Below are 23,570 nucleotides of genomic sequence, written 5' to 3'. Positions count from 1 at the left end.
AGGCTCAAAACGGCACTTACTGCTACCCAGTTGGGCCCTGCACCAGGAGACCGAAATGAACAGCTTCACTGACAGTTTCACCATCAATGGAATCACCATGACCGCGCAGCCGATTTGCCGGCAGGACGAGGTGCTTACCCCGGATGCCTTGGCTTTCATAGCAAAGCTGCACCGGTCGACGGCGGCCCGGCGGCAGGAACTGCTGCAGGCACGCCGGACGCGGCGGGCGGAGATCGCTGCCGGGCAGGACCCGCGGTTCCTCCGCGAAACCGAGGAAATCCGCAACGACCCGTCCTGGCGCGTCGCTCCCCCGGCCCCGGGGCTGGAGGACCGCCGCGTGGAAATCACCGGACCGGTGGACAAGAAGATGACCATCAATGCCCTGAACTCCGGGGCCAAAGTGTGGCTCGCTGACATGGAGGACTCCTCCACCCCTACCTGGCGGAATGTCATCAAGGGCCAGCTGAACCTCACCGACGCCCTGGAGCGGCGCATCGACTTCACCTCCCCCGAGGGCAAGGAGTACAAGCTCCGCCCCGCCGGTGACCTGCCCACCATCGTGGTCCGCCCCCGCGGCTGGCACCTGCCCGAAAAGCACATGCTGATCGACGGCGAACCCATCGCCGGCGGCATCGTGGACTTCGGCCTGTTCTTCTTCCACAACGCCCGCCGCCTCCTGGCCCAGGGCAAGGGCCCGTACTTCTACCTGCCGAAAATTGAGAACCACCTCGAAGCCCGCCTGTGGAACGACATCTTCATCCTGGCCCAGGACCTGCTCGGCATCCCGCAGGGCACTATCCGCGCCACCGTGCTGATCGAAACCATCACCGCGGCCTTCGAAATGGAGGAGATCCTCTACGAACTGCGGGACCACGCCGCCGGACTTAACGCCGGCCGCTGGGACTACATCTTCTCGCTGATCAAGAACTTCCGCACCCGCGGCCCCCGTTTCGTCCTGCCGGACCGCAGCCAGGTGACCATGACGCAGCCCTTCATGCGTGCCTACACCGAACAGCTGGTCCGTGCCTGCCACAAGCGCGGCGCCATGGCCATTGGCGGCATGGCCGCAGCTGTCCCCAACCGCAAGGACGAGGCCGCCAACGCCAACGCCCTGGAGAAGGTCCGTGCGGACAAGACCCGTGAGGCCAACGACGGCTTCGACGGCTCGTGGGTGGCCCACCCGGACCTGGTGCCGGTCTGCCGCGAGGTGTTCGACAGCATCCTGGGCAGCAAGCCCAACCAGCTGGACCGCACCCGCGAGGACGTGGTCCCGGACGACCGCGCCCTCATCAACGTTGCTGCCACCACCGGCACCATCACCGAGCAGGGCATCCGCAACAACATCGAAGTGGGCATCCGCTACATCGAATCCTGGCTCCGCGGCAACGGCGCGGTGGCCATCCACAACCTCATGGAGGACGCCGCCACCGCGGAAATCTCCCGCTCGCAGCTCTGGCAGTGGATGTTCTCCAGCGCCATCACGGACCGGGGAGAAATCGTCACCCACCACTGGATCGAGGAACTCCTGGACGAGGAATTCGCGCGGCTGGAACGCTTCGACGGTGACCGTTTCGAAGACGCCCGCGACATCTTCGAGGAGGTCACCATGGCCCAGGACTTCCCGTCCTTCCTCACCCTCCCCGCCTATGCGCGGTACCTGACCGAAGCCCGCGAGAAGGCCACGGTCGAGGAACTCGCCGCCGCATAACCAGAATTCCGTTCGCCGGGCCGGCACGCCCTTCGCAACAGGCACCTCCGAAATCCGGAGGGCCGCCCGGCGACGGAACATCCCCACCCCGGACGCTCTCTCACTTAACGCAGGGAATTTCCGATCGCTCTCTCACTTTCCCCCGGAAAGTGAGAGAGCGTTTCTCGTTAAGCTGCGTTAAGTGAGAGAGCGTCCCCAAGTAGGGGAAGGACGTACGACGGCGGCGCCTGGCTCAGCGGCCCTTTGGCACCTGCCGCACGGAGAGGGCAGTGCTGGCAAAAAACGTCAGCACGGACGCCAGGATCACCAGCAGTGCCGGGGTCCAGGAGCCCGAGACGTCGTGGATGTAGCCCACCAGCGGCGGGGCGGAAGCTCCGATTGCGTAGCCGGCGCCCTGCACCACGGCGGACATGCGTCCAGCCGACGCCTGGTCCCTGGCCAGCCGGATGATGGCGATGAAGATGACGGTGATGCCGCCGCCCTGGGCGATACCGCCGGCGGTGGACCACAGCCACCAGGCCCCGGGAGCCAGCAGCAGCCCGGCGGGCACGGTAATCCACAGGACACCCAAGGTGACCGCCAGGGACGCCATGCTCATGTATTTGGCGGCAAACGGCACTCCAAGACCGCCCAGGATGGCGAGGATCTGGAAGATGGAGGAAGCAGCGCCGGCCTCGGTTGCGGACATTCCCAGCTCGTCGTTGAGGTAACTGGGCAGCCAGGCTGTCACCCCGTAGTAGGAGAACGCCTGCCCGGCGAAGCCCGCTGTCAGCCCCGCAGTGATCCAGCGCGAGCCCCGGACCGGCGCCAGGCTGCTGTTCGCTGTGCTTTCGGGCGAGACCAGGAATGCGCTTCGCGGACCCACCGCCAGGGTCCAGAACGCCACCGCTGCCACCGCCAGGACCGCCACGGATCCCAGTGCGAACCTCCACCCCGCCACGCTGGCCAGTGGCGCCGTGATCACCGATGTCAGGAACGAGCCGATGTTGAGGGCTGCCGTGTAGATGCCCATCGCGGTCCCCTGCCGGGCCGGCGCAAAGTCGCGGCGGATAATCAGGGGCACCGCGATGTTGCCCACTGTAATGGCCAGGCCGATCACAACCGTGCCGGCCATCACCAGGACCGGGCCTCCCGAGGAACGGACCAGGACGCCGGCCAGCACCCCAAGGATGGTCAGCGTCACTGCGAACTCGGCGCCGAACTTCCTGGCTGCCAAGGATGCCAGGGGCGCGGCCAGGGAGAAGCAGAGGACCGGGATGCTGGTCAGCAGCCCCAACATCACCGGCGAGAAGTTGAGCTCGGCCTGCATCAGGTCCACCACCGGGGCAACGGCTATGAACGGGCCCCGAAGGTTAAGTGCCAACAGGCCTATGCAGGCCAGCAGGATCCAGCTGTAGGGAATCCGGGCGAGGATCCGGCCGCTCACAGGGCCAGGGACCGGTCTGGGGGTGGTTTCATCACTCCCATTGCTATCACGGCCGGCGGTTCAGCGGTTCCAGGCGTCCCCGCAGGACCCGCGGGCTTACGATGAACTTCACGCCAGAGAGATCCGGGACGAAGGACAACGCCATGCAGCACCGCCTCGCCATCCTTGATGACTACCAGAATGTGGCCCATGGTTTTGCCGACTGGGCAGCCCTGGAAGCGGAAGGGGTAAGTGTTGTTACCTACCGTGAACCTTTCGCCTCACCCGAGTCCTTGGTGGCAGCGCTGGCGGATGCCACCATGGTGGTGGCCATGCGCGAGCGGACCGCTTTTCCGCGCGAAGTGCTCGAAAAACTTCCCGGCCTCCAGCTCCTGGTGACCACCGGGATGGCGAATGCCTCCATTGATGTTGCCGCCGCTGCCGAGCAGGGCATCACTGTCTGCGGCACTCCGGGTTCTCCCACCGCCGCTCCCGAGCTGACGTGGGCACTCCTGCTGGCCATCGCCCGGAACCTGACGGCCGAGGAAAACTCCCTGCGGGCGGGTAACTGGCAGACCTCGGTGGGGTTCGAGCTGGCAGGAAAAACGCTCGGCGTTGTGGGGCTTGGCAAGATCGGGCGCCGCATTGCAGCCTACGGGCAGGCCTTCGGGATGGAGGTGCTGGCGTGGAGCCAGAACCTGACGGCCGGGGCGGCGGAGGAGGCCGGTGCGCGGCTGGTGTCCAAGGAAGAGCTGTTCCGCCAGTCCGACGTCGCCACACTCCACCTGAGGCTCTCCGCACGCTCGGAAAACATCGTGGGCGAACCGGAGCTGCGCCTGCTGGGACCCGAAAGCATCCTGGTCAACACCGCCCGGGGCCCGCTGGTCAGCCAGGACGCACTGCTGAAGGCCCTCAGCGAGGGCTGGATCCGGGGGGCGGCGCTGGACGTGTTCGACCAGGAACCGCTGCAGGCAGGGCATCCGCTCCTCACCGCGCCCAATACGGTGCTCTCGCCGCACCTCGGTTACGTCACGCGGGAAAGCTACCGCCAGTTCTACGGCGGGGCATTTGAGGACATCACCGCCTGGCTGGCCGGCGCGCCCGTCCGGACCATCACACCGTAGCCGGGTCTCAGCCGGCCATGGCGTTTCCGGCCAGAGTTGCCTCGATAACCGCCGGGGAAAGGACATGCTGGGTCACCAGCTGGCTGGCGCCGAGGATGGCGGCCTTGTCGCCCGCATGGGACAGCCCGATCCGGAGCTGCGACGTGGCAAGGGGCAGCGAGCGCCGGTAGACAACCTCCCGGACGCCGGCCACGAGGTGCTCACCCGAGTCTCCTATGCTTCCTCCGATCACGATGACGGAGGGGTTCAGGAGGTTCACCACGGTGGCAAGCACATCGCCCACGTCCCGGCCTGCCTGGCGCAGGGCCTGGATTGCCTGCTGGTTTCCCTGGGCCACCAGGCTGACCACGTCCGCCCCCTTGGCCGCCTCCAGCCCTTCACCGCGCAGGGCTGCGGCGATCGCCGGTCCTGAGGCGAGGGCTTCAAGGCAGCCGTGGTTTCCGCAGCGGCACAGGACGTCGTCTCCGCGGGGGACGCGGACATGGCCCAGGTCGCCGGCTGTGCCGTTGGCTCCGCGCTGCAGCTCGCCGCTGCTGATGATGCCCGCGCCGATGCCCGTGGCCACTTTCACGAAGATGAAGTTGTCATGGTCGGGCCAATGGGCGGTTCGCTCGCCCAGTGCCATGATGTTGACGTCATTGTCCACCAGCACGGGGACCGGCAGCGAGCGCTGGACAAACCGGACCACATCGAACCCGTCCCAGCCGGGCATGATGGGCGGCTTTACGGGGCGCCCCGTGTCATGCTCCACGGGTCCGGGCAGCCCGATCCCCACACCCGCAAGATCCGCCACGCCCCGCGATGCCGCCGTCAGCAGTTTCACTGCCTCGCGGACCACCAGCCCCAGGACTTTCTCCGGCCCGTCCGCCACCTGCTGGTCCACCCGCCGTTCAGCAAGCACAGAGCCGCCCAGGTCCGTCACGGCGAGCGCTACGTGCGTTGCTCCGACGTCCACCGCCAGCACCACCCGGGCGGCCGGGTTAAAGGCAAAGCGCGACGGCGGCCTCCCGCCGCTGGAGGTTGCCTCACCGGCCGGGCCAACGAGTCCGGAAGAGATCAGGGCGTCAATCCGGGCGGCAACGGTTGACCTGGCCAGGCCTGTGGTGCCGGCCAGCTCGGCGCGGGTGCGGGCCCTGCCGTCCCGCAGCAGCTGGAAGATGTCGCCGGCGCGGCCGGGCAACGCCTGGGGCTCAGCGGGAGCCTGCCGGGCGGTGGTCTTGTTCATAGGACATGGATAGCAGATCTACTTATTTATGTCACGGCAGCAACTTTTGCTTGACGTTCGGCAAAAGTGATCCTAGCTTTGCAGGTAGACCTGCATCACAGCACTTGCCATCGCGGCCAAGCAACCGGGAGACACCTTGTCCTACTCAATTCAGCTCTACACCCTGCGTGACGCCATCCAGGAGGACCTCGAAGGAACCATCCGCAGGGTCGCGGACATCGGCTTTACCCAGGTGGAGCCCTACAACTTCGTGGCCACCGCAAAGGAACTGGGCGCTGCCCTGAAAGAGAACGGACTGACGGCACCGTCCGGCCACGCACCGCTGCTCAGCCAGGACCAGGACCAGATCTTCGCGGCGGCCAAAAGCCTGGGCATCACCACGGTGATCGATCCGTTCATCCCCGCCGACCGCTGGCAGACGGCAGAGGACATCCAGGCCACGGCAGCGGCATTGAATGAAGCCGCCAAGAAGGGTGCCGAATACGGCATCCGGGTTGGCTACCACAACCACCAATGGGAGCTGGAGTCCACCATCGAGGGCCGGACCGCCCTGGAGTACTTCGCCGGCCTGCTCGATCCGGAACTGGTCCTTGAAGTGGACACCTACTGGGTGGCTGTCGGCGGGCAGGACCCCGTGGACATCCTCGCCAAGCTCGGCGACCGGGTGAAGCTGATCCACATCAAGGACGGGCCCCTCACCACAGATACCAAGGCGCAGCAGCCTGCAGGCAAGGGCCGGGTTCCGGTCCTGGACGTGATCGCCGCCGCCACCTCCCTGGAGGTGGGCGTGGTGGAATTCGACGACTACGCCGGGGACATCTTCGAGGGCATCGCGGAGAGCCTTGCGTTCCTCAAGGCCGCCGGGAGCACCGCAAAGAACGCCGCCGCCAACACCGAAGGAGCCCAGGCATGAGCATCCCCTCCATGGCCAAGGGCCCGGTTGGCGTCGGCGTCATCGGCGCGGGCAACATCAGCAAGCAGTACCTGGACAACCTCACCACGTTCCCTGACCTCAAGGTCCACGTCATCGCGGACCTCTTCGAGGAGGCCGCCGAGGCCCGGGCCAAGGAATACGGAATCGCCGAGTGGGGCGGGGTGGAGAAGGCACTGCACCATCCCGACGTCGAAATCATCGTCAACCTGACCATCCCGGCAGCCCACGTGGAGGTGGCCACCGCAGCCGTCAACGCCGGCAAGCACGTCTGGACGGAAAAGCCGTTCTCCCTGGACCGGGAATCCGGGCTGGGGCTCCTCAAGACGGCCGACTCCGCAGGCATCCGCCTGGGCTGCGCCCCCGACACCTTCCTTGGCGCCGGCCTCCAGACCGCGCTGCGCCTGATCCAGCGCGGCGACATCGGCACCCCGCTGACGGCCATGACCACGTTCCAGACGCCCGGACCGGAGTCCTGGCACCCCAACCCGGCCTTCCTGTTCCAGTACGGGGCGGGCCCGCTGTTCGACATGGGCCCGTACTACCTCACCACCCTGGTGCAGGCCTTCGGCTCCATCCGCAAGGTGGCCGCCGTCGGCTCTAAATCCAAAGAAGTCCGCGTGATCGGTTCCGGCCCCAAGGCCGGCGAGGAATTCACGGTGGAGGTCCCCACCCACGTCTCAGCGATGGCCCAGTTCGAGAGCGGAGCATCCTCCCACAGCGTCTTCTCCTTCGAGTCCCCGCGTACCCGGATGGGCTTCGTGGAGATCACCGGAACCGAGGCCACCCTTTCCCTGCCGGATCCCAACAACTTCGACGGCGACGTCAAGCTCTGGCGGGCAGGCGACGAGGACTGGACCACCGTCCCGGCCACGGGGCCCGCGAACGGCCGCGGCATGGGCGTCCTGGACATGGCGCGCTCGCTCCGCGCCGGTGTCGCGCACCGTGCCACCGGCGACCTGGCCTACCACGTGCTGGATGCGATGGTCTCCATCTCGGAGTCCATGGATTCGGGAACGTTCGTGGACGTGGCAAGCTCCGCGCCGGCGTCGGCACCCCTCCCCGAAGACTGGGCACCGGAAACCCTGACCCTCGGAGACTCCGCATGAGCCCGGGCGCAGGCACTACCGCGCCGCTGGGCGTGGCCATGATCGGCTACGCCTTTATGGGCAAGGCACACTCCAACGCGTGGCGGAACGTCGCCAGCTACTTCGACGTCCCCGCGTTCGAGCAGAAAGTCCTGGTGGGACGGGACGCCGAAGCCGTTGCGGAGGCCGCCGCCAAATACGGGTGGGCAGAAACCGCCACGGACTGGCGGACTGTCCTGGACCGGGACGACATCCACATCATCGACGTCTGCGCACCCGGCTGGATGCACGCCGAAATTGCCATCGCCGCCCTGGCTGCCGGCAAGCACGTACTGCTGGAAAAGCCGCTGGCCAACACAATGGCGGAGGCTGAGGCCATGACCGCTGCCGCCGGCGCCGCCAGGGCCCGGGGCGTGCAGTCGATGGTGGGGTTCAACTACCGCAGGGTTCCGGCCCTCGCCCTGGCCAGGGAGCTCATCGGCGAGGGCAGGATAGGAACGGTCAGGCACGTCCGCGCCGCCTACCTGCAGGATTGGCTCGCGGATGACCAGGCACCCATGACCTGGCGCCTCCGCAAGGAAACCGCCGGGTCCGGGGCCCTCGGCGACATCGCCTCCCATGCGATCGACCAGGTCCTGTTCCTGCTCGGAGACCAGGTCACGGAAGTCTCGGGCCGGACCCACACCTTCGTGAACCGCCGCCCCGGCACGGGCGGTCCCGCAGGCGGGCTCGAGGACGTAACGGTCGACGACGCCGCCTGGGCAACGCTGTCCCTCGCCTCCGGGGCAATCGCCTCAGTGGAGGCATCCCGGGTGGCCACCGGCCGGAAGAACTCCCTGCAGCTCGAGGTTTTCGGCGACAAGGGGGCCCTGCGCTTCGACCTGGAAAACCTCAACGAACTCCAGTTCCTCGACGCAACCGCACCCGCCCGGGAGCAAGGCTTCCGCAGGATCCTGGTCAGCGAACCCGAACACCCCTACCTTGACGCGTGGTGGCCGCAGGGCCACATCATCGGCTGGGAGCACACGTTCACGCACGAGGTCCGCGACTTCCTGCTGGCCGTCAGCTCCGGAACCGCGCCGTCGCCGTCGTTCGAGGACGGACTGGAAGTCCAGCGCATCCTGGACGCCGTGGAGCAATCAGCCGCCTCCAACAGCACCCTGGTCCAGCTCTCCCCCGCCACCGAAGGAGCCTGACATGCCCCGCCCGTTTACCCTGTTCACCGGCCAGTGGGCCGACCTGCCGCTCGAGGAAGTCGCCAGGCTCGCCTCCGGCTGGGGCTACGACGGCCTGGAAATCGCCGTCTCCGGAGACCACCTGGACGCCTGGCGCTGGGACGAGCCCGGCTACGTCGAGTCCAAGCTCGCCCTGCTGGAGAAGTACAACCTCAAAGTCTGGGCCATCTCCAACCACCTCAAAGGCCAGGCCGTCTGCGATGACCCCATCGACTTCCGCCACCAGGCCATCGTGGGGGCCAAGGTCTGGGGCGACGGCGACCCCGAAGGCGTCCGCCAGCGTGCCGCCGAGGAAATGCAGCACACCGCCCGGCTCGCCAAGGCACTCGGCGTGGACACCGTCGTCGGCTTCACAGGCTCTTCCATCTGGCAGTACGTCGCCATGTTCCCGCCCGTCCCCGAAAAGGTCATCGACGCCGGCTACCAGGATTTTGCCGACCGCTGGAACCCCATCCTGGACGTCTTCGACGAATGCGGCGTCCGGTTCGCCCACGAGGTCCACCCCTCCGAAATCGCCTACGACTACTGGACCACCGTCCGCACCCTCGAAGCTATTGGCCACCGCGAAGCGTTCGGCTTGAACTGGGACCCGTCGCACATGATGTGGCAGGGCATCGATCCCGTCTCCTTCATCTGGGACTTCAAGGACCGGATCTACCACGTGGACTGCAAGGACACCAAGGTCCGCCAGACAGGCCGGAACACCGTCATGGGTTCCCACCTCCCCTGGGGCGACCCCCGCCGCGGCTGGGACTTCGTCTCCGCCGGACGCGGCGACGTCCCCTGGGAAGCGTCCTTCCGCGCGCTGTCCGCGATCGGCTACGACGGCCCCATCTCGGTCGAATGGGAAGACGCCGGCATGGACCGCCTGCACGGCGCCCCCGAAGCCCTCGCTGCCCTCAAGAAGTTCGACTTCCCGCCGTCGAACACTTCCTTCGACGCCGCTTTCAAACAGTAACCCCAAGAGTTTTTGTCCAGATATGCAGGGTTGTGAGGCCTTGAAACCTGCATATCTGGACAAAAACTCCGACGGCAGGGACGTAAAATCCCTGCATGACCTCTTCCATCCGAAAGGCGGCAGCGGACGACGCCGGCGCGCTGGCCGCGCTGGCGGCTGTCACCTTTCCGCTGGCGTGCCCGCCGTCGGCGTCACCTGATGACATCGCAGCGCACCTTGCGAACACGCTCAGTGAACGCCACTTTCAGGACTACCTGGCCGATCCGGACACCACCATCCTGGTGATCGACGGCGGCGGGCTGCGTGGCTACAGCCTGCTGGTGAACCGGCCGCCCGAAGACCCGGACGTCGTTGCGGCGCTGGGAATCGTTCCGTCCGTGGAGCTGAGCAAGTGCTACGTCCACCCGGAACACCACGGGCTCGGGGCCGCCGCCGAACTGATGCACGCCAGCCTCCAGGCGGCGGGGGAAGCCGGCGGCCGGGGCGTCTGGCTGGGAGTCAACAGCCAGAACGCCCGGGCCATCCGGTTTTATGGGAAGTCCGGGTTCCGCAAGGTGGGAACCAAGTCATTCCGGCTGGGCAGCGCGGTTGAACACGACTTCGTGCTTGAGCGGGAGGTTCCCTGACTGGTCCGCGCTGCTCCTGTCAGGCGCCCTGGGCCGGATAGACCTGGGGCGGGTAGGCCAGGGGCGGACGTGGCTCGGCGAGGAGTTTAAGGCCGGGCGGCAGCCCATCAATGCTGCCGCCCGTTCCGTGGGCCCTGATGGTGATCCGGGAGGTGTCCAGCAGGACGTTCGCGGCCTGGAAGTCGCCCAGGGCCTCCGGCAGGATGGGCGCGAGGTGCACCACTCCGCGGGTGAACACGGGGTCGAACCGGAGGAGCGCGCGGATCAGCTGCACCGGCGCAGCAGCAGCCCAGGCCTGCGGCGAGCATGCGGTTGGGTACGGCACAGGAGCTTCGAACTCGCCGCGGTCAAAGCCGCAGAAGAGTTCGGGCAGCCTGCCATCGAAGTGTTCGGCGGCGTCGAAGAGACCGGTGGCCAGCTGCCGGGCCTCCTCCACGAACCCGTAGCGCATCAGCCCGGTGGCAACCAGGGCGGAATCATGGGGCCACACTGAACCGTTGTGGTAACTGACGGGGTTGTAGGCGCCCATGTCGGAACCCAGGGTGCGGATCCCCCAGCCGGTAAACATCTGCGGCGACATCAGGTGCTCCACGACGGATGCCGCCTTATCCTCATCCACGATGCCCATCCACAGGCAGTGGCCCATGTTTGAAGTACAGGCGTCCACGGGCCGCTTGTCCTTATCCAATGCCACGGCGAAATAGCCCTTGTCCGGCAGCCAGAACTTCTCGTTGAAAGCAGCCTTCAACTCGGCGGCGCGCGCCTCCCAGTGCTGTTCCAGGGCGCGGTCGCCGCTCCAGCGGGCCAGCAGGGACCGGCCCACGTAGGCGCCGTAGACGTAGGCCTGGACTTCGCAGAGGGCAATGGGCGCCTCTGCCATGGTGCCATCAGCGAAGTTGATGCCGTCCCAGGAGTCTTTCCAACCCTGGTTGACGAGCCCGTGGTCATTGGGCCGGATGTACTCCACGAACCCGTCACCGTCGCGGTCGCCGTAATGCTCGATCCAGTCCAGTGCACGGTCCACATGGGGAAGCAATGGTTCAACGATGTCCCGTGACAGGCCCCATCTGCTGAGTTCCCCGACGAGGGCCGCGAACAGCGGGGTTGCATCCGCGGTTCCGTAATAGGCTGTACCTCCCAATGCCAGGCCTGCGGTGACGCCCAGCCGGACTTCGTGCGGGATGCGCCCCGGTTCCTCCTCTGAATCCTGGTCCACCTTCGTCCCCTGGAGACCGGCCAAAGTCTGCAGCGTCCCTGCCGCCAACGTGGGATCAACCATGAGGCTCATGTAGGAGGCCAGGATGGAGTCACGCCCGAACAGAGCCATGAACCAGGGTGCGCCGGCCGCCACAGCTGCACGCTCGGGGTGGTGCGGATCAAAAATGCGGAGTGAACCCAGGTCGCTCTGGCTGCGGTTCAGGACGTTCTGCAGGTTGGCGTCCGCCACGGTGATCACCGGGACCTTCTGCTCCCAGTTGCGGTGCCGGCGGACGCCTTCCCGGTGGTGTGGGGGCCCGGCCTCGGAGAAGGCTCCGGCCGGAGCCTCGCCGTTGATCAGGGGAACCACGATGACGCTGGTGGCCCACTTGCCGCGGGGCGGGACGGTCACGTGGAAGCGGAGCCCGTCTGTAGTTACGTCGGCACCGCGGGCGCGGACAGCGGTGCCGCGCCGCTGCCCGTTGCGGGCGCTTTCGATCACAAGCTGGCCGTCGCGGACCGTGCGGACAGAGTCCGGGTGCCGGGAGCTCCGCCCGACCTTGACATCAAAAAGGTCGGACTGGTCTGCGTCCACAAAAAGCTCAACCTCGCACTCCACAGGCTCCGCCGAGTAGTTTTCCAGCGTGATGTCATCCTGCAGGCCAGGGCCGACGTGGCGGTGCTGCCGCACCACCAGGGGGCCATCAAACTGGCGTCGGGACCCTTTTGCCCTGCCAACGAACACAGCTTCGAAGGGTTTGGGCCGCTGCGCGCCCAGAGGCTCGCGGAGGGAGCCATTGATTCTCAGGATCCAGTGGGAAACAATGCGCGTGTCCTGGAAAAAGGCTCCGTAGGTACCGCTGTCAGCGCTGATGTCCCCCGTTCCGGAAGAAATGCAGAATGAGGACCCCTCCACCACCGTGACCGAACCTGACTCTGAGGCAGCGGCTTCGGTGTCGGCGTTCCATGCAGTCATGAAGGGGCTCCTTCGATTAGGGGCGGGCTCCTGCCGGGGATCCGAAGACTGCCCGCCCCTTAAAGATTCTGGTGCAAGCCGGCGGCATGCGGAACCCCTGCGGGCATCTTGCCCCCAAGGAGATCCCCGAACAGCCGCAAGTAATCGTTCACCATGCGTTCTTCACTGAACCGTTGCTCCACCGTCCGCCGGCACAGCGCGCGGTCCAGGCCCGCTGCCTTATGGACAAGGCCGGCCAGCTGGTCGGTGGACCCCAGGAATCCGGTCCGCCCGTGATCGATGATTTCGGGCGCTGAGCCTGCTGGGGTGCCGATGACCGGCGTGCCGGTGGCCAGTGCCTCAATCATGACCAGGCCGAATGGTTCGGGCCACTGAATCGGGTTCAGGAACGCGATTGCCTCCCCCATCAGCCGGTACTTCGCCGCGTCATCCATTTCCCCCATAAAGTCTTCGTTCGGCCCCAGAATGGGTTCGATGACGTCGCGGAAATAGGTGACCTCATCCTGCTCGCGCACTTTGACCGCGATCCTCAGCGGTATTCCTGCCTCCCGGGCGATCCTCACGGCTTCCAACAGCCCCTTGTCCCGGGAAGCCCTCCCTACGAAGCAGAGGTACCCACCGCGGCCGGACCCTACAGGCACCGAGGCGATATCCATCCCATGATGGATCACCCGGGTCACGGGCACGTCCGGAGCGTGCGAAGCCTGGTCACGGGAAATCGCAATCACCGCGGCCCTACGGGCAATTGCACCGTAGATGTCAGCCGCGCCGGCGTCGAGCCTGCAGTGGATCGTCGTCACCACGGGGATCCCCTCTGGCCTGTGCAGATACAAAGGCCCGGCCAGAGTGTGGTCATGGATGATGTCCACGCCACCCATTCCCGCATAGGCGCGTGCTACCTGGCTGAGTTCGGAGAGTGTCCGGTTCAGCTGGTGCGGGACCGAGGTCCTCATGCCAGGAGCCAGGGGCACCGGGCAGGAGCTGTCCGACGGCGCCGCCAGCAACACCTCGTGCCCGGCAGCGGCAAAGCCCCTGGCCAGGCTGTCCACAACCCGCTCAGTTCCGCCGTAAGTAGATGGTGGAACCGGTATCCAGGGTCCAGCAACGAGTCCTATCCGCATCCCTGACCTCCAGGAAAAATGACAGGCCGGGCTCCCCAGTGGGCCGGGCGCCTCCGCGGAACCTGGCCAGGCCCGCGGCGCTGTTGGAGTGCGATACCCCGAGGGCGTCTGCATAACCCACAATCTGACTATTGCCCACGAACTGTACGGGGACAAGGCCTACTGAGAGGTATCTAACACGGGGCCAAGGAATGACCGCAGCCTCGGCGGGGTTGTTGGGACCATGAAGATTGAAATCTGGTCCGACGTCGCGTGCCCGTGGTGCTACATCGGCAAGCGCCGCTTTGAAGCCGCCCTGGCAGCGTTTCCGCACCGGGACGCGGTGGAGGTGACCTGGCGGAGCTACCAGCTCGACCCAACCCTTCCCGAACACTACGACGGAACCGAGCTGGACTACCTGAGCACCCGCAAGGGCATGCCGCCGCAGCAGGTTTCACAGATGTTCGACCACGTAGCCCAGGAAGCGAGGGGCGAAGGGCTGAACTACCGCTTCGATTCCGTGGTTGTGGCCAACAGCTTCACGGCACACCGACTGATCCACCTCGCTGCCGCGCACGGCAAGCAGGACGCCGCCAAGGAGCGCCTGCTCAGTGACCACTTCGAGCATGGCAAGGACATCGGCAGCCGCGAGTACCTGACGTCGCTGGCGGTGGGCCTGGGCATCGGCGTGGCCGAGGTGGACGAGCTGTTCACCACGGACAAGTATGCGGATGACGTCCGCTTCGACGTCGAAGAGGGGCGGTCCCTGGGTATCAGCGGTGTCCCGTTCTTTGTCATCGACCGGAAGTTCGGCCTTTTCGGGGCCCAGCCTACGGAGACGTTCTCGGCAGCCCTGGACCAGGCATGGCAGGACGCCAACCCGCTGGTGCTGGTCAATTCCGCGGAGGGCGGAGCCTGCGGGCCGGACGGCTGCCCCGCCTAGGAGAGCGCCAAGGAAATGTCAGGGCGTTTACTGACACATCGCGGTAAAGTGTCTGTATGCCCAGGATTTCAGCGGCCAGCAACGCCGAGCAGCGAGCGGACACCCAGCGCCGCATCCTCACCGCCTTCGGCGAACTTCTCTTCTCCCACGGCCTGCCCGGCCTGACCATGACGGACGTGGCCCGGCATGCGGGCGTGGGCCGGACTGCCGTGTACAACTACTACGCGGACATCGAGGAGCTGCTGATCTCCTACGCCCTCGATGAGACCGAGAAGTTCCTCTCCGAACTGCGGGACTCCCTGGGGCAGCTGGACAACCCCGTGGACCGGCTCGCCCTGTACGTCCGCGCCCAGGTGGTCGACCTCAGCCGCCGCCACCTGCCGCCGGGACCCGCAATGGGAGCCGTGCTGTCGCCGTCGTCCTTTGCCAAGCTCGCTGACCACGTTGGCGAGCTCAGCGTCCTGCTGCAGGGCATCCTGCGGGACGGAATGGAGCAGGGCTACCTGCCGGCGGCCGACATCAACCAGCAGGCACAGCTCATCCTGGGCACGTTGTCCTCCAGCGCAGCCAGGGGCAGTGACGAGCCCGCCGAACTGGAAGCACGCGTGGCCCGGACCGTCCGCTTCATCCAGCTCGGTGCCGGCGCCAGGTTCGACGACGACGGCCGCCCCATCAGGGTAAGCCCCCTTCCGGCTGTGGCCGGCTGATGTACCCGCCGAAGTTCACGGGGTGGGCGCCGCCGACGGGAAGACTGGCCACTTGTCGTCGTCCGCAACTCGGCGGCTTTCCCGCGGACAGCTGAGGGTTCCCGGCGTCTGGTCAACGAGGTCCGGCGGCGTGAGCGCCGAGTAGTCCTGGGCAAGGATCACGTCCACGCTCCCGTCCGTCCTGCTGTCCTGGAAGTAGTCCGAGCCCGGCAGGTTCCGCTGGACGCTGAACGCCGCAGACTGCCCGGCCGCTCCCGAAATCACGGCAGCGGCCCCGCGGTAGCCCGCATCAACGTTGGACACGGCGCCCACCACGAACTTCCTGGCCAGGAACTCATCCGCCACTGAACGTGCCAGCCCGGGCCGGCTGGTGGAGTTGTACACGTTCAGGTTGATCTGGTCGTTCGGGGTGTAGTCGAACGTTGCGGCCGGGCAGGTGGAGACTGATTCTTCCGCGGGCGCCGCTGCGGGAATCTTCAGCTGCCCGTTGATGATCGCCAACGCCGTGATGATGGCCGCCGCGATGAGGCCCACAAGCAGGACCAGGACAACCCCGTGCAGCACGCGCCGGCGCACCCGGGCTGTTTCGTCGGCCTGGGCGGCCCCAAAAGTGGCACGCAGTTCCGGGCCGGTGACGACGTGGTGGCCGTGGAGGACGCTGACATCCTGCTGCTTCTTCCTAGCCATCTATCACCAGGACACGGGCGTGGATTGCGGTGCGCTGGTGCAGGGCGGTGCGGACGGCACGGTGCAGCCCGTCCTCCAGGTAGAGGGTTCCCTGGTACTGCACCACGTGCGGGAACAGGTCACCGAAAAAGGTGGAATCTTCAGCCAGCAGCGCTTCCAGGTCGAGGGTGCGCTTGGTGGTCACCAGCTCGTCCAGCCGGACCGGACGCGGCGGGAGCGACGCCCACTCCTTGGGCGTTGTGTAACCATGGTCGGGGTAAGGGCGGCCCTCGCCCACAGCTTTGAATATCACCTTGCCACACTAGGCATCCTGCGGGCCCAGCGAAAGTACCCGGCGGTTCCTTCCGCAGGTTGTGGCCAAACAGTAACCATGGCCTGCCTGCAGCCACCGCCGGTACCGGCCGCCGTGGGCGCTGTGGAAGGTTCAGCTGACAGAATGGGGGCATGACAGCCTCCGAGTCCCCTGCCGTGTCCGCACCCGGAATCCACGCGCCTGCCATGCCGCCGCTGGCACTCCTGCTCGATGTGGACGGGCCTGTGGCAAGCCCGGTGACCCGGGACGTGAAGCGGGAGATCATCGATGACCTGGTGGCCCTCGCGGCTGCGGGGATTCCCGTTGTTTTCAACACAGGGCGTTCCGACGCTTTCATCCGGGAACAGGTGATGGAGCCCATGATCGCCGCCGGCATCCCGGCAGGGACCATCATCCACGCCATCTGCGAAAAGGGCGCCGTGTGGTTCAGCTACACCGCAGCCGGACCCGGCCCCGTCCACGTGGACCGGGAGCTCGCCGTGCCCGCGGCTTACGGGGACGACATCCGGCGCATGGTGGCGGAGGACTATGCCGGGCACATGTTCTTTGATGAGACCAAGCGCGCCATGGTGTCCGTGGAGCAGCACATCGAGGTACCCAGCGCCGATTACCTCGCAGAGCAGAAACTCTTCGACGCCGACGCCATGGAACTGATGGCCCGGCACGGGCTTGGCGTGGTCCGGCTGGACCACCACGCCCCCAATTCCGACGACGAGGTGGACTACCGGGTGGACCCCACCATCATCTCCACGGACATCGAGTCGGTGCGGCTTGGGAAGGACCTGGGCGCCAGCCGGGCAGTGGAACTGCTCGCCGCGCAGGGCATCACCCCGGCGGCCTGGCGGACAGTGGGCGATTCGCGCACCGACTACGCCATGGCCGACTGGCTTCACCACAACGATCACGCGGTTAAGCATGTGGACGTCCGCCCGGCCGACGGCATCCCGGAGAAACCGTACCCGGTCCTGACGGCCGGGGACCTGGGGCTTGAGGCGTCCGTTATCCACGACGACGCCGGCGGGGCTTTCCTGCGCAGCTGGCGGGAGGCGCTGGGCGCCTAAGCCGGTTCCCCGGCCCCGGGAACCTGCCCGAAACCTGCTGTTTAAGCCGCCCGGCTATCATGCAGGTAAGAACGCTTACTTTGACGAGCACGGAGACGACCATTACAGAAGCACCGGTTCAAGACGAGGTCTACTACGGAGGCCAGGCATCCGTAGAGGAACAATTCCACGCGGAGATCACTTCCCCCGAAGCTGAGCAGCGGCTTAACCCCCGCCCTGATGTCATCACGCATAAGGGCCGCATCGCGCTGATCAACCAGACCAGGACCCCTTACCAGGCCATGGTGGAGGACCTCCTGTTCGTGCGCAACGTGCTGGCCAATGCGGACCTTGCGTACCTGCTGGTCAGGGGCAACAACGACCGGCCGGTCATTGCCCTGGACTGGAAAGACCGGAAGAAGCTGCGGGTGGCCCTGGTGGAAGCCTGCCGGGACGAGCCGTTCTACTCCATGACGGTGGATGCCAAGAAGAAGACCTCGCTGCTGGTTGCGGACGGCGAGCTTTCCACCAACCGGCAGGCGCGCATCTTCCGCCTGTACCGGCCCCGTGTGGAACCCAACGGCGGCTTCGAGTTCGGCTCTTCAGCGGGTGTGCAGATTGAGCTTTGGTCCTTCAAGGCCAATGAGATCATCCTGCCGATCGAGAACTCCCTCACGCGCAGGACCCTGCTCCGCCAGGATGCCGTCCGCGGCACGGTGGAGCGGTACGGCCACACCTGGCCCACCATCGAGAACATGTTCGCCGACCACGCCAGCGACATCAGCTTCGACATCGACCTGGTGTTCTCCTGGGTGGACGGAAGCTCCCCCGAGTACATTGCCGCCCGGCGTGCCCAGCAGAAGGACGTTGTCCTGGGCGAGGGCGACGACCACGAGGCCCGTTTCCGGCAAATCAACGAACTTAAATACGCACTCCGGTCCGTGTACATGTTCGCCCCGTGGATCCGCCGCATCTTCATCGCCACGGACTCACCGGCTCCTGAGTGGCTGGCGGACCATCCCTCGGTGACCATTGTCCGCAGTGAAGAGTTCTTCTCGGACCCCTCGGTGCTTCCCACGCATAATTCGCAGGCGGTGGAGTGCCAGCTCCACAACATCGAAGGACTCTCGGAGCACTTCCTGTATTCGAACGACGACATGTTCTTCGGCCGGCCGGTCAGCCCGGACCTGTTTTTCACGCCGGGCGGCATCACCAAGTTCGTCGAGGCGGAAACCCGGATCGGCCTGGGTGAGAACGCCGTTGAGCGGAGCGGGTTCGAGAACGCAGCCCGCGTTAACCGCAAGCTGCTGTGGAACCGGTTCGGGCGGATCACCACCCGCCACCTGGAGCACTGTGCGGCACCGCTGCGCCGCAGCGTGGTGTCAAAGATGGAGCGCGAGTTCCCGGAAGAGTTCCGGAAGACGGCTGCCAGCCGTTTCCGGGCGGCGGACAACATCTCCGTCACCAACTCGTTCTACCACTACTACGCACTGCTCACCGGCCGGGCGGTAACCCAGACGGCGGCGAAGGTCCGCTACATCGACACCACCATGAAATCGGGGCTGAAGTACCTGCCCAAGCTCCTGGCCAAGCGGAACATGGACTTCTTCTGCCTGAACGACGGCAGTTTCCCGGAAGTGCCGGCCGACGAGCGCGCTGCACTGGTCACCGATTTCCTGGACAAGTACTTCCCCATCAAGGCGCCCTGGGAAAAATAGGGCTTAAGACAAAGGTCCGTGCCGCTGGCGGCACGGACCTTTGCTTTATGCTCCTAGCGGCTGGTGGGCAGCCCGAGCTTCGCGCTGCTCCGCTGCTTGGCGCTTTCCGGAATCCGGACCCCGGCGGCGTCCAGGCGCCGCTTTGTCTCTTCCGGGGAGACGTACTCGCCCACCGTCGTCGAACGTCCCATGGGAACCACCGAGTGCACGATTGTGTGCTCGTAGACGTGGACCAGGTTGAAGGACTGGCCGCCGTCCTGCCCCCTGGTGCCTCCGATGGGGACGTTCAGGTCCTGGGTGTAGCAGCTGGCTGAGGCCACGGAAACGGGGATACCGGCAAAGCTCGCCGTCGTCGAGTAATGCAGGTGGCCGGCAAGGATGGTGCGGACATCCGAGTTCCGGACCACAGCCTCCAGCGAGGCCTGGTCCCGCAGCTCCACCAGGACCGAAAGATCCAGGACTGACGGAACGGGCGGGTGGTGCAGCGCCAGGATGGTGCCGTCGGGGGCCGGAGTGTCCAGTTGCCGTGTGAGCCACTCAAGCTGGGAGGTGCTCAGTTCACCGTGGTGGTATCCGGGCACGGTGGTGTCCATTGTGATGACGCGGAGCCCGTTGATGAAGTAGCTCTTGTCCACGGGCCCGTCGTCGGCGGGCTCATCCAGCAGGCCCGTCCTGAAGTTGGCACGGTTGTCGTGGTTGCCCATCGCCCAAATGACCTTGGCCCCGAGCTCCTCGCAGGCTGGATCAACGATGGCCCGGAGCTTGACGTAGGCCTCGGGATCGCCCTTGTCGGCAAGGTCCCCCGTGAAGATGACGGCCTCGGGCCGCGCACCGGAGGCCTTGACCTCTTCGAAGAGCTGAATGAGCCGGGCTTCGCTGTCAACGACGCCGTAAAGGGGGTCCGGACCTCCCATCAAGTGGGGATCGCTCAGGTGGAGAAGGAAGTGGCGTGGCCGGGGATGTTCGGCCTCGATGTGCTCCATTGCTGCCTCTGTGGTCGGTGGGAAACGGCGCTTCCCTTGTACCCTTCAGTAAGGTTTATCCAATCAGACATTTGGCAAACTTTGGGTAAATCGCCGTGGCTGATGTGGAAAAAGTTGCAAGAACTGCGCTTTTGCGTGGCTGCGTTCGGCGCAGCGGCGCATTTTTATCCGAGGGCGTTCTCGACGGCGTCGATCACCTCCGCCGAGTCGGGTTCCACTGTGGGCGCAAAGCGTCCCATCACTTCCCCTTCCCGGCTGATAAGGAACTTCTCGAAGTTCCACTTCACCAATCCGGGCAACAGTCCTGTCTTGAACTTGGTGAGCTCCGTGTAGAGCGGGTGCTGGCCCCTGCCGCGGACGTCCGCCTTCACGGTCAGAGGGAATGTCACCCCGAAGTTCCGCTGGCAGAACTCGGCGATCTCGCTGTCACTGCCAGGTTCCTGCCCGGCGAACTGGTTGCACGGGACGCCGAGGATCTCGAACCCGCGGTCCCTGAACTTTTCGTAGAGCGTCTCCAGGCCGGCGTACTGGGGCGTGAACCCACAGTTGGAGGCTACGTTCACCACCATCACCACTTTTCCCTTGAACATGCCGAAGTCGGTGGCGGTGCCGTCGTTCAGGGTCAATGGGATCGGGTACAGGGATGTCACAGGTTGCGTCCTCGGAAAGTTGTTCATGCCTGGAATTCGTTACCGGCGAACCACTGTACTGGTCCGGGCTTGGAGTTTCCTGGGTGAACTTCCGGCTCGATCTTAGGGTTCCGGGGTCGCGTACGTGCCTGTTGGCAGCGGCTCTGGCTCTGTGGTCTCAATCGGTGCCGGAATCGGCTCGACTGAAAAGGTCGCAGTGGGCGCCGGTGCGGGCTCAACCGGTGCAGGCTGAACCGGTGTGGGCGCGGGCTCAACCGGCGCAGGCTGCACCGGTGTAGGCGCGGGCTCAACCGGCGCAGGCTCAACCGGTGTAGGCGCGGGCTCAACCGGTGTAGGCGCGGGCTCAACCGGCGCAGGCTGGACCGGTGTGGGTGCGGGCTCAATCGGCGCAGGCGGGGGTTCAACCGGTGCCGGAACCACGGGCGCAGGCTCCGGCTCAACCGGTGCAGGCGGTGGCTCAACCGGTGTCGGTGTTACCGTTCCCGGATCCGTCGGGGTCGGAGTGCCCGGCTCAGTCGGCGTCGGCGTCGGCGTCGGCGTACCCGTCTCCGACGGTGTTGGCGTACCCGTCTCCGACGGTGTTGGCGTACCCGTCTCCGACGGTGTTGGCGTACCCGTCTCCGTCTCAGTCGGGGACGGCGTCGGCGTGCCCGTCCCAGTCTCCGTCGGGGACGGCGTCGGCGTGCCCGTCCCAGTCTCCGTCGCGGACGGCGTCGGCGTGCCATACCCGGCCCACGCAGTCGGCGACGGCGTTCCGGAGTCCGCGGGCCTCAGGGTCGACAGCCAGGATGCCGGCCCAGAAGGAGACCCAGCCGCCGTCGTCGGGTCCTTGACCCAGCGGGGAGCCGGAGGAGGCTCGTTGCCCTGGCCCACCGGGATGGTCCAGCGTATGGGCCCGGTGGACGGAGCGTCGGTGCCCGGCAGGTATGACCGCAGGTCAGCCGGTCCGCCGCCGAAAGCCCGGACCGGGATCAGGCGCCACTTCTGGGGGCTCACGTGGTGCCCGTCGAGGATTGTTTCGAAGTGCAGGTGGCATCCCGTCGACCATCCGGTGGAGCCCACCCGCGCAATGGCTTCCCCGGCGTTGACGGAATCCCCGCTGCGGACGGCGATGGACTCCAGGTGGTTGTAGGTGGTGATAAGCCCGTTGCCGTGGTCAATCTCAACCCGGTTGCCGCCGCCCCAGGGATGCCAGCCCGCGGCGCGCACCTTTCCCGAGTCAGCCGCGTAGACCTGGGTGCCGCAGGGAGCCGCATAGTCCTGGCCAAGGTGGAAATCGCCAGCTGTTCCGGACAGCGGACTTACCCGGAGTCCGAAGGGCGACGAGGGGGCCAACTGCTTGAGGGGAGCCATCAGGTACCCCGCCGGCGGCCTGCCCACCCCTGTCAGCTCCACGGCCAGGGAAGACGGGGTCTCCTCTCCGTGGCCACTTACCAGCGGACGCGGGAAGGCGATGTCAACATCTGGGTCGCTCAGGATGGCCGCGGTCAGGGGGCCTGCAACAAGGCCGTCCAACGTCGGGGCGCCCGTCCCCGTGCTGCCGTGCCGGTCTGGACTGGTGCCGGTACTGGAGCCAGCCGGAATCCCCACGGCACCCATGCCTGCGCCGGGACGGATAACGGAGGCCGCAACGGTCCCCGCTTCAGGTGCGGGGCCGGAAGGGTTCACGGCCCAGACGGCCATGGCCAGCACCCCGCTGGCCGCCACAGCTCGCACAACGGGCAGGCACAACCCTTTGGGGCTTGTGGCGTCCTTCCCGGATACCGCGTGATTGCCCATGAGACTGACTCCAGGACGTGACTGGCCGCCCCTGTCTTGACGGTATCTCCCATGGGAACATACGGGCCGGGACCCTGGGAACCCTGCAGCGGGACACTGCGGTTTTTTTGTGGATGACCGCTGTCCGGTTGCTGCCACCGGGTAGTCCGTTCACGAACCTGGACAGCCCGGGTTGTGCTTACGATTAGCCCAAGAGCGGGGTTTGCCGCAGGAGGGCGTGCGTAATGAAGAACATCCTGAGTCCCATCAAGAAACGCCTTGTCCACACGTTCAGCAACGGCTCCGAGGGCGTTCCGCAGTGGCAGCTCGATCTGGCGAAGGGGGACGACCCTGGCTACCACCTGCCCGGTTCCGCGGTGTGGGCGGTGCATGGTTCCATGTCGCCCATCGTCGCCGGGATCCGCACACTGCTGATGCAGTCCCTCCACCCCGGAGCTCTTGCCGGCGTCCACGAACATTCAAACTTCCGCGAGGATCCGCTGGGCAGGCTGGCAAACACTATCCGCTGGATCTTCACGGTGACATACGGTTCCACCGAAGCCGCGGAGAACGCCTCACGCCGGGTGCGCCGCCTGCACGAGGCAGTCCAGGGCAGTTACAGCGACAACCTCGGAACGCAGCGCGACTACAGTGCCAACGACCCGGAACTGGCCAGCTGGATCCACCTTGCTTTCACGGACGCGTTCCTGACAGCCCACAAAATCTGGGGTGGCGCCATACCCGGCGGCCCCGACGCCTATGTCCGCGAGTGGTCCCAGGCGGGCCGACTGATGGGAGTGGAGGAACCGCCGCTGAGCGAGACAGAGATGCACAGGCAACTGGACCGCTGGTACCAGAGCGGTGAGCTCCGCGTCGACAGCCGGGTGGCGGAGACGGTGGAGTTCATCCGCAACCCGCCTTTGAACCGGGTGCTCCGGCCGGGCTACCGGATCCTGTTTGCCGGTGCGGTGTACAGCCTGGAGCCAAGGTACCGCCAGATGCTCGGACTGGCTGTACCACGGCTGGGACCCGTGACGCTGCCGGTGAGGCTCGCAACCAAGCTGGTCCTCGGCGTCGTACGCCTGGCGTTGGGGCGCAGGGGCCCCAGCGAACTGGCCGCCAGGGAGCGCCTTCGCCGGCTGGGCGTGCCAGGCGCTGACGCGTGACGGCGTACTCGCCTCTGCCACAAGCTGAGAAA

The 23,570-nt window shown here is 66.2% G+C and carries 21 protein-coding genes; 12 read left to right on the top strand and 9 right to left on the bottom strand.

Features of this window, described 5'->3' with window-relative positions:
* Positions 1–55 precede the first annotated feature (55 nt).
* Positions 56–1,708: a malate synthase A gene (aceB, locus tag IEX43_RS12480; RefSeq protein ID WP_188811463.1), complete on the top strand. Its 1,653-nt coding sequence runs from the start codon at positions 56–58 to the stop codon at positions 1,706–1,708.
* Between the two features lie 232 nt (positions 1,709–1,940).
* On the opposite strand, the gene IEX43_RS12475 is transcribed toward aceB, so the two are convergent.
* Complete coding sequence (locus IEX43_RS12475; protein ID WP_188811460.1) at positions 1,941–3,134, bottom strand: MFS transporter; 1,194 nt, start codon at positions 3,132–3,134, stop codon at positions 1,941–1,943.
* A gap of 143 nt (positions 3,135–3,277) precedes the next feature.
* Here IEX43_RS12475 and IEX43_RS12470 point away from each other — a divergent pair, with 143 nt between their 5' ends.
* Positions 3,278–4,237 carry a D-2-hydroxyacid dehydrogenase family protein gene (locus IEX43_RS12470; RefSeq protein WP_188811459.1) on the top strand — a complete coding sequence of 320 codons (960 nt, stop codon included), beginning with the start codon at positions 3,278–3,280 and terminating at the stop codon, positions 4,235–4,237.
* Positions 4,238–4,244: 7 nt separating this feature from the next.
* On the opposite strand, the gene IEX43_RS12465 is transcribed toward IEX43_RS12470, so the two are convergent.
* Positions 4,245–5,462 (bottom strand): ROK family transcriptional regulator, encoded by a 1,218-nt coding sequence (locus IEX43_RS12465; protein WP_188811456.1) that lies wholly within the window; start codon positions 5,460–5,462, stop codon positions 4,245–4,247.
* Between the two features lie 136 nt (positions 5,463–5,598).
* On the opposite strand from IEX43_RS12465, the gene IEX43_RS12460 reads away from it, so the two are divergent.
* The 5 genes from IEX43_RS12460 to IEX43_RS12440 all read left to right on the top strand — a co-directional run bounded on the left by IEX43_RS12460 (position 5,599) and on the right by IEX43_RS12440 (position 10,300).
* Complete coding sequence (locus IEX43_RS12460; RefSeq protein WP_188811454.1) at positions 5,599–6,375, top strand: sugar phosphate isomerase/epimerase family protein; 777 nt, start codon at positions 5,599–5,601, stop codon at positions 6,373–6,375.
* Positions 6,372–7,502 (top strand): Gfo/Idh/MocA family protein, encoded by a 1,131-nt coding sequence (locus IEX43_RS12455; protein ID WP_188811452.1) that lies wholly within the window; start codon positions 6,372–6,374, stop codon positions 7,500–7,502. Before IEX43_RS12460 ends, IEX43_RS12455 begins: the two co-directional genes overlap by 4 nt.
* On the top strand, positions 7,499–8,677 hold the full coding sequence (locus IEX43_RS12450) for a Gfo/Idh/MocA family protein (protein ID WP_188811450.1): 1,179 nt from the start codon (positions 7,499–7,501) through the stop codon (positions 8,675–8,677). The genes IEX43_RS12455 and IEX43_RS12450 overlap by 4 nt, the downstream gene beginning before the upstream one ends.
* A 1-nt stretch (position 8,678) precedes the next feature.
* Positions 8,679–9,674, top strand: a complete 996-nt coding sequence (locus IEX43_RS12445) for a sugar phosphate isomerase/epimerase family protein (protein ID WP_188811448.1) — start codon at positions 8,679–8,681, stop codon at positions 9,672–9,674.
* Between the two features lie 95 nt (positions 9,675–9,769).
* A complete protein-coding gene (locus IEX43_RS12440; RefSeq protein ID WP_188811446.1) occupies positions 9,770–10,300 on the top strand; it encodes a GNAT family N-acetyltransferase in 531 nt (176 codons plus the stop codon).
* A 19-nt stretch (positions 10,301–10,319) separates the two neighbouring features.
* Here the strand turns inward: IEX43_RS12440 and IEX43_RS12435 are convergent, their stop codons facing one another.
* Both IEX43_RS12435 and IEX43_RS12430 read right to left on the bottom strand, forming a co-directional pair.
* On the bottom strand, positions 10,320–12,473 hold the full coding sequence (locus IEX43_RS12435; protein ID WP_188811444.1) for an amylo-alpha-1,6-glucosidase: 2,154 nt from the start codon (positions 12,471–12,473) through the stop codon (positions 10,320–10,322).
* Positions 12,474–12,532: 59 nt separating this feature from the next.
* Positions 12,533–13,594: a glycosyltransferase family 4 protein gene (locus IEX43_RS12430; protein WP_188811442.1), complete on the bottom strand. Its 1,062-nt coding sequence runs from the start codon at positions 13,592–13,594 to the stop codon at positions 12,533–12,535.
* A gap of 223 nt (positions 13,595–13,817) precedes the next feature.
* On the opposite strand from IEX43_RS12430, the gene IEX43_RS12425 reads away from it, so the two are divergent.
* A complete protein-coding gene (locus tag IEX43_RS12425) occupies positions 13,818–14,516 on the top strand; it encodes a DsbA family oxidoreductase (protein ID WP_188811440.1) in 699 nt (232 codons plus the stop codon).
* A 56-nt stretch (positions 14,517–14,572) separates the two neighbouring features.
* The gene (locus IEX43_RS12420; RefSeq protein ID WP_188731871.1) at positions 14,573–15,223 is read left to right on the top strand and encodes a TetR/AcrR family transcriptional regulator; all 651 of its coding nucleotides are present in this window, start codon (positions 14,573–14,575) and stop codon (positions 15,221–15,223) included.
* Between the two features lie 15 nt (positions 15,224–15,238).
* Here the strand turns inward: IEX43_RS12420 and IEX43_RS12415 are convergent, their stop codons facing one another.
* Positions 15,239–15,910 (bottom strand): LytR C-terminal domain-containing protein, encoded by a 672-nt coding sequence (locus tag IEX43_RS12415; protein ID WP_188811438.1) that lies wholly within the window; start codon positions 15,908–15,910, stop codon positions 15,239–15,241.
* On the bottom strand, positions 15,903–16,202 hold the full coding sequence (locus IEX43_RS12410; protein WP_102976783.1) for a type II toxin-antitoxin system VapB family antitoxin: 300 nt from the start codon (positions 16,200–16,202) through the stop codon (positions 15,903–15,905). Before IEX43_RS12410 ends, IEX43_RS12415 begins: the two co-directional genes overlap by 8 nt.
* 152 nt (positions 16,203–16,354) lie before the next feature.
* On the opposite strand from IEX43_RS12410, the gene IEX43_RS12405 reads away from it, so the two are divergent.
* Positions 16,355–17,284 carry a Cof-type HAD-IIB family hydrolase gene (locus IEX43_RS12405; RefSeq protein WP_188811435.1) on the top strand — a complete coding sequence of 310 codons (930 nt, stop codon included), beginning with the start codon at positions 16,355–16,357 and terminating at the stop codon, positions 17,282–17,284.
* 59 nt (positions 17,285–17,343) lie between these two features.
* On the top strand, positions 17,344–18,981 hold the full coding sequence (locus IEX43_RS12400) for a stealth family protein (protein WP_188811434.1): 1,638 nt from the start codon (positions 17,344–17,346) through the stop codon (positions 18,979–18,981).
* A 53-nt stretch (positions 18,982–19,034) separates the two neighbouring features.
* Here the strand turns inward: IEX43_RS12400 and IEX43_RS12395 are convergent, their stop codons facing one another.
* The 3 genes from IEX43_RS12395 to IEX43_RS12385 all read right to left on the bottom strand — a co-directional run bounded on the left by IEX43_RS12395 (position 19,035) and on the right by IEX43_RS12385 (position 21,967).
* Complete coding sequence (locus IEX43_RS12395) at positions 19,035–19,964, bottom strand: phosphodiesterase (RefSeq protein WP_188811433.1); 930 nt, start codon at positions 19,962–19,964, stop codon at positions 19,035–19,037.
* A 164-nt stretch (positions 19,965–20,128) separates the two neighbouring features.
* Positions 20,129–20,614 (bottom strand): glutathione peroxidase, encoded by a 486-nt coding sequence (locus IEX43_RS12390; RefSeq protein ID WP_268238371.1) that lies wholly within the window; start codon positions 20,612–20,614, stop codon positions 20,129–20,131.
* A 102-nt stretch (positions 20,615–20,716) separates the two neighbouring features.
* Positions 20,717–21,967, bottom strand: a complete 1,251-nt coding sequence (locus tag IEX43_RS12385) for a peptidoglycan DD-metalloendopeptidase family protein (RefSeq protein WP_229666453.1) — start codon at positions 21,965–21,967, stop codon at positions 20,717–20,719.
* A gap of 650 nt (positions 21,968–22,617) precedes the next feature.
* Between IEX43_RS12385 and IEX43_RS12380 the strand changes: the two genes are divergently transcribed.
* Positions 22,618–23,538: an oxygenase MpaB family protein gene (locus IEX43_RS12380; RefSeq protein ID WP_188811430.1), complete on the top strand. Its 921-nt coding sequence runs from the start codon at positions 22,618–22,620 to the stop codon at positions 23,536–23,538.
* Positions 23,539–23,570 lie beyond the last annotated feature (32 nt).

It is taken from the genome of Pseudarthrobacter polychromogenes (assembly GCF_014644495.1).
In the GTDB taxonomy this organism is placed as follows: Bacteria; Actinomycetota; Actinomycetes; order Actinomycetales; family Micrococcaceae; genus Arthrobacter; species Arthrobacter polychromogenes.
Note: the sequence above shows the minus strand (reverse complement) of the source record. Positions and strands in the feature narration are given on the sequence as shown.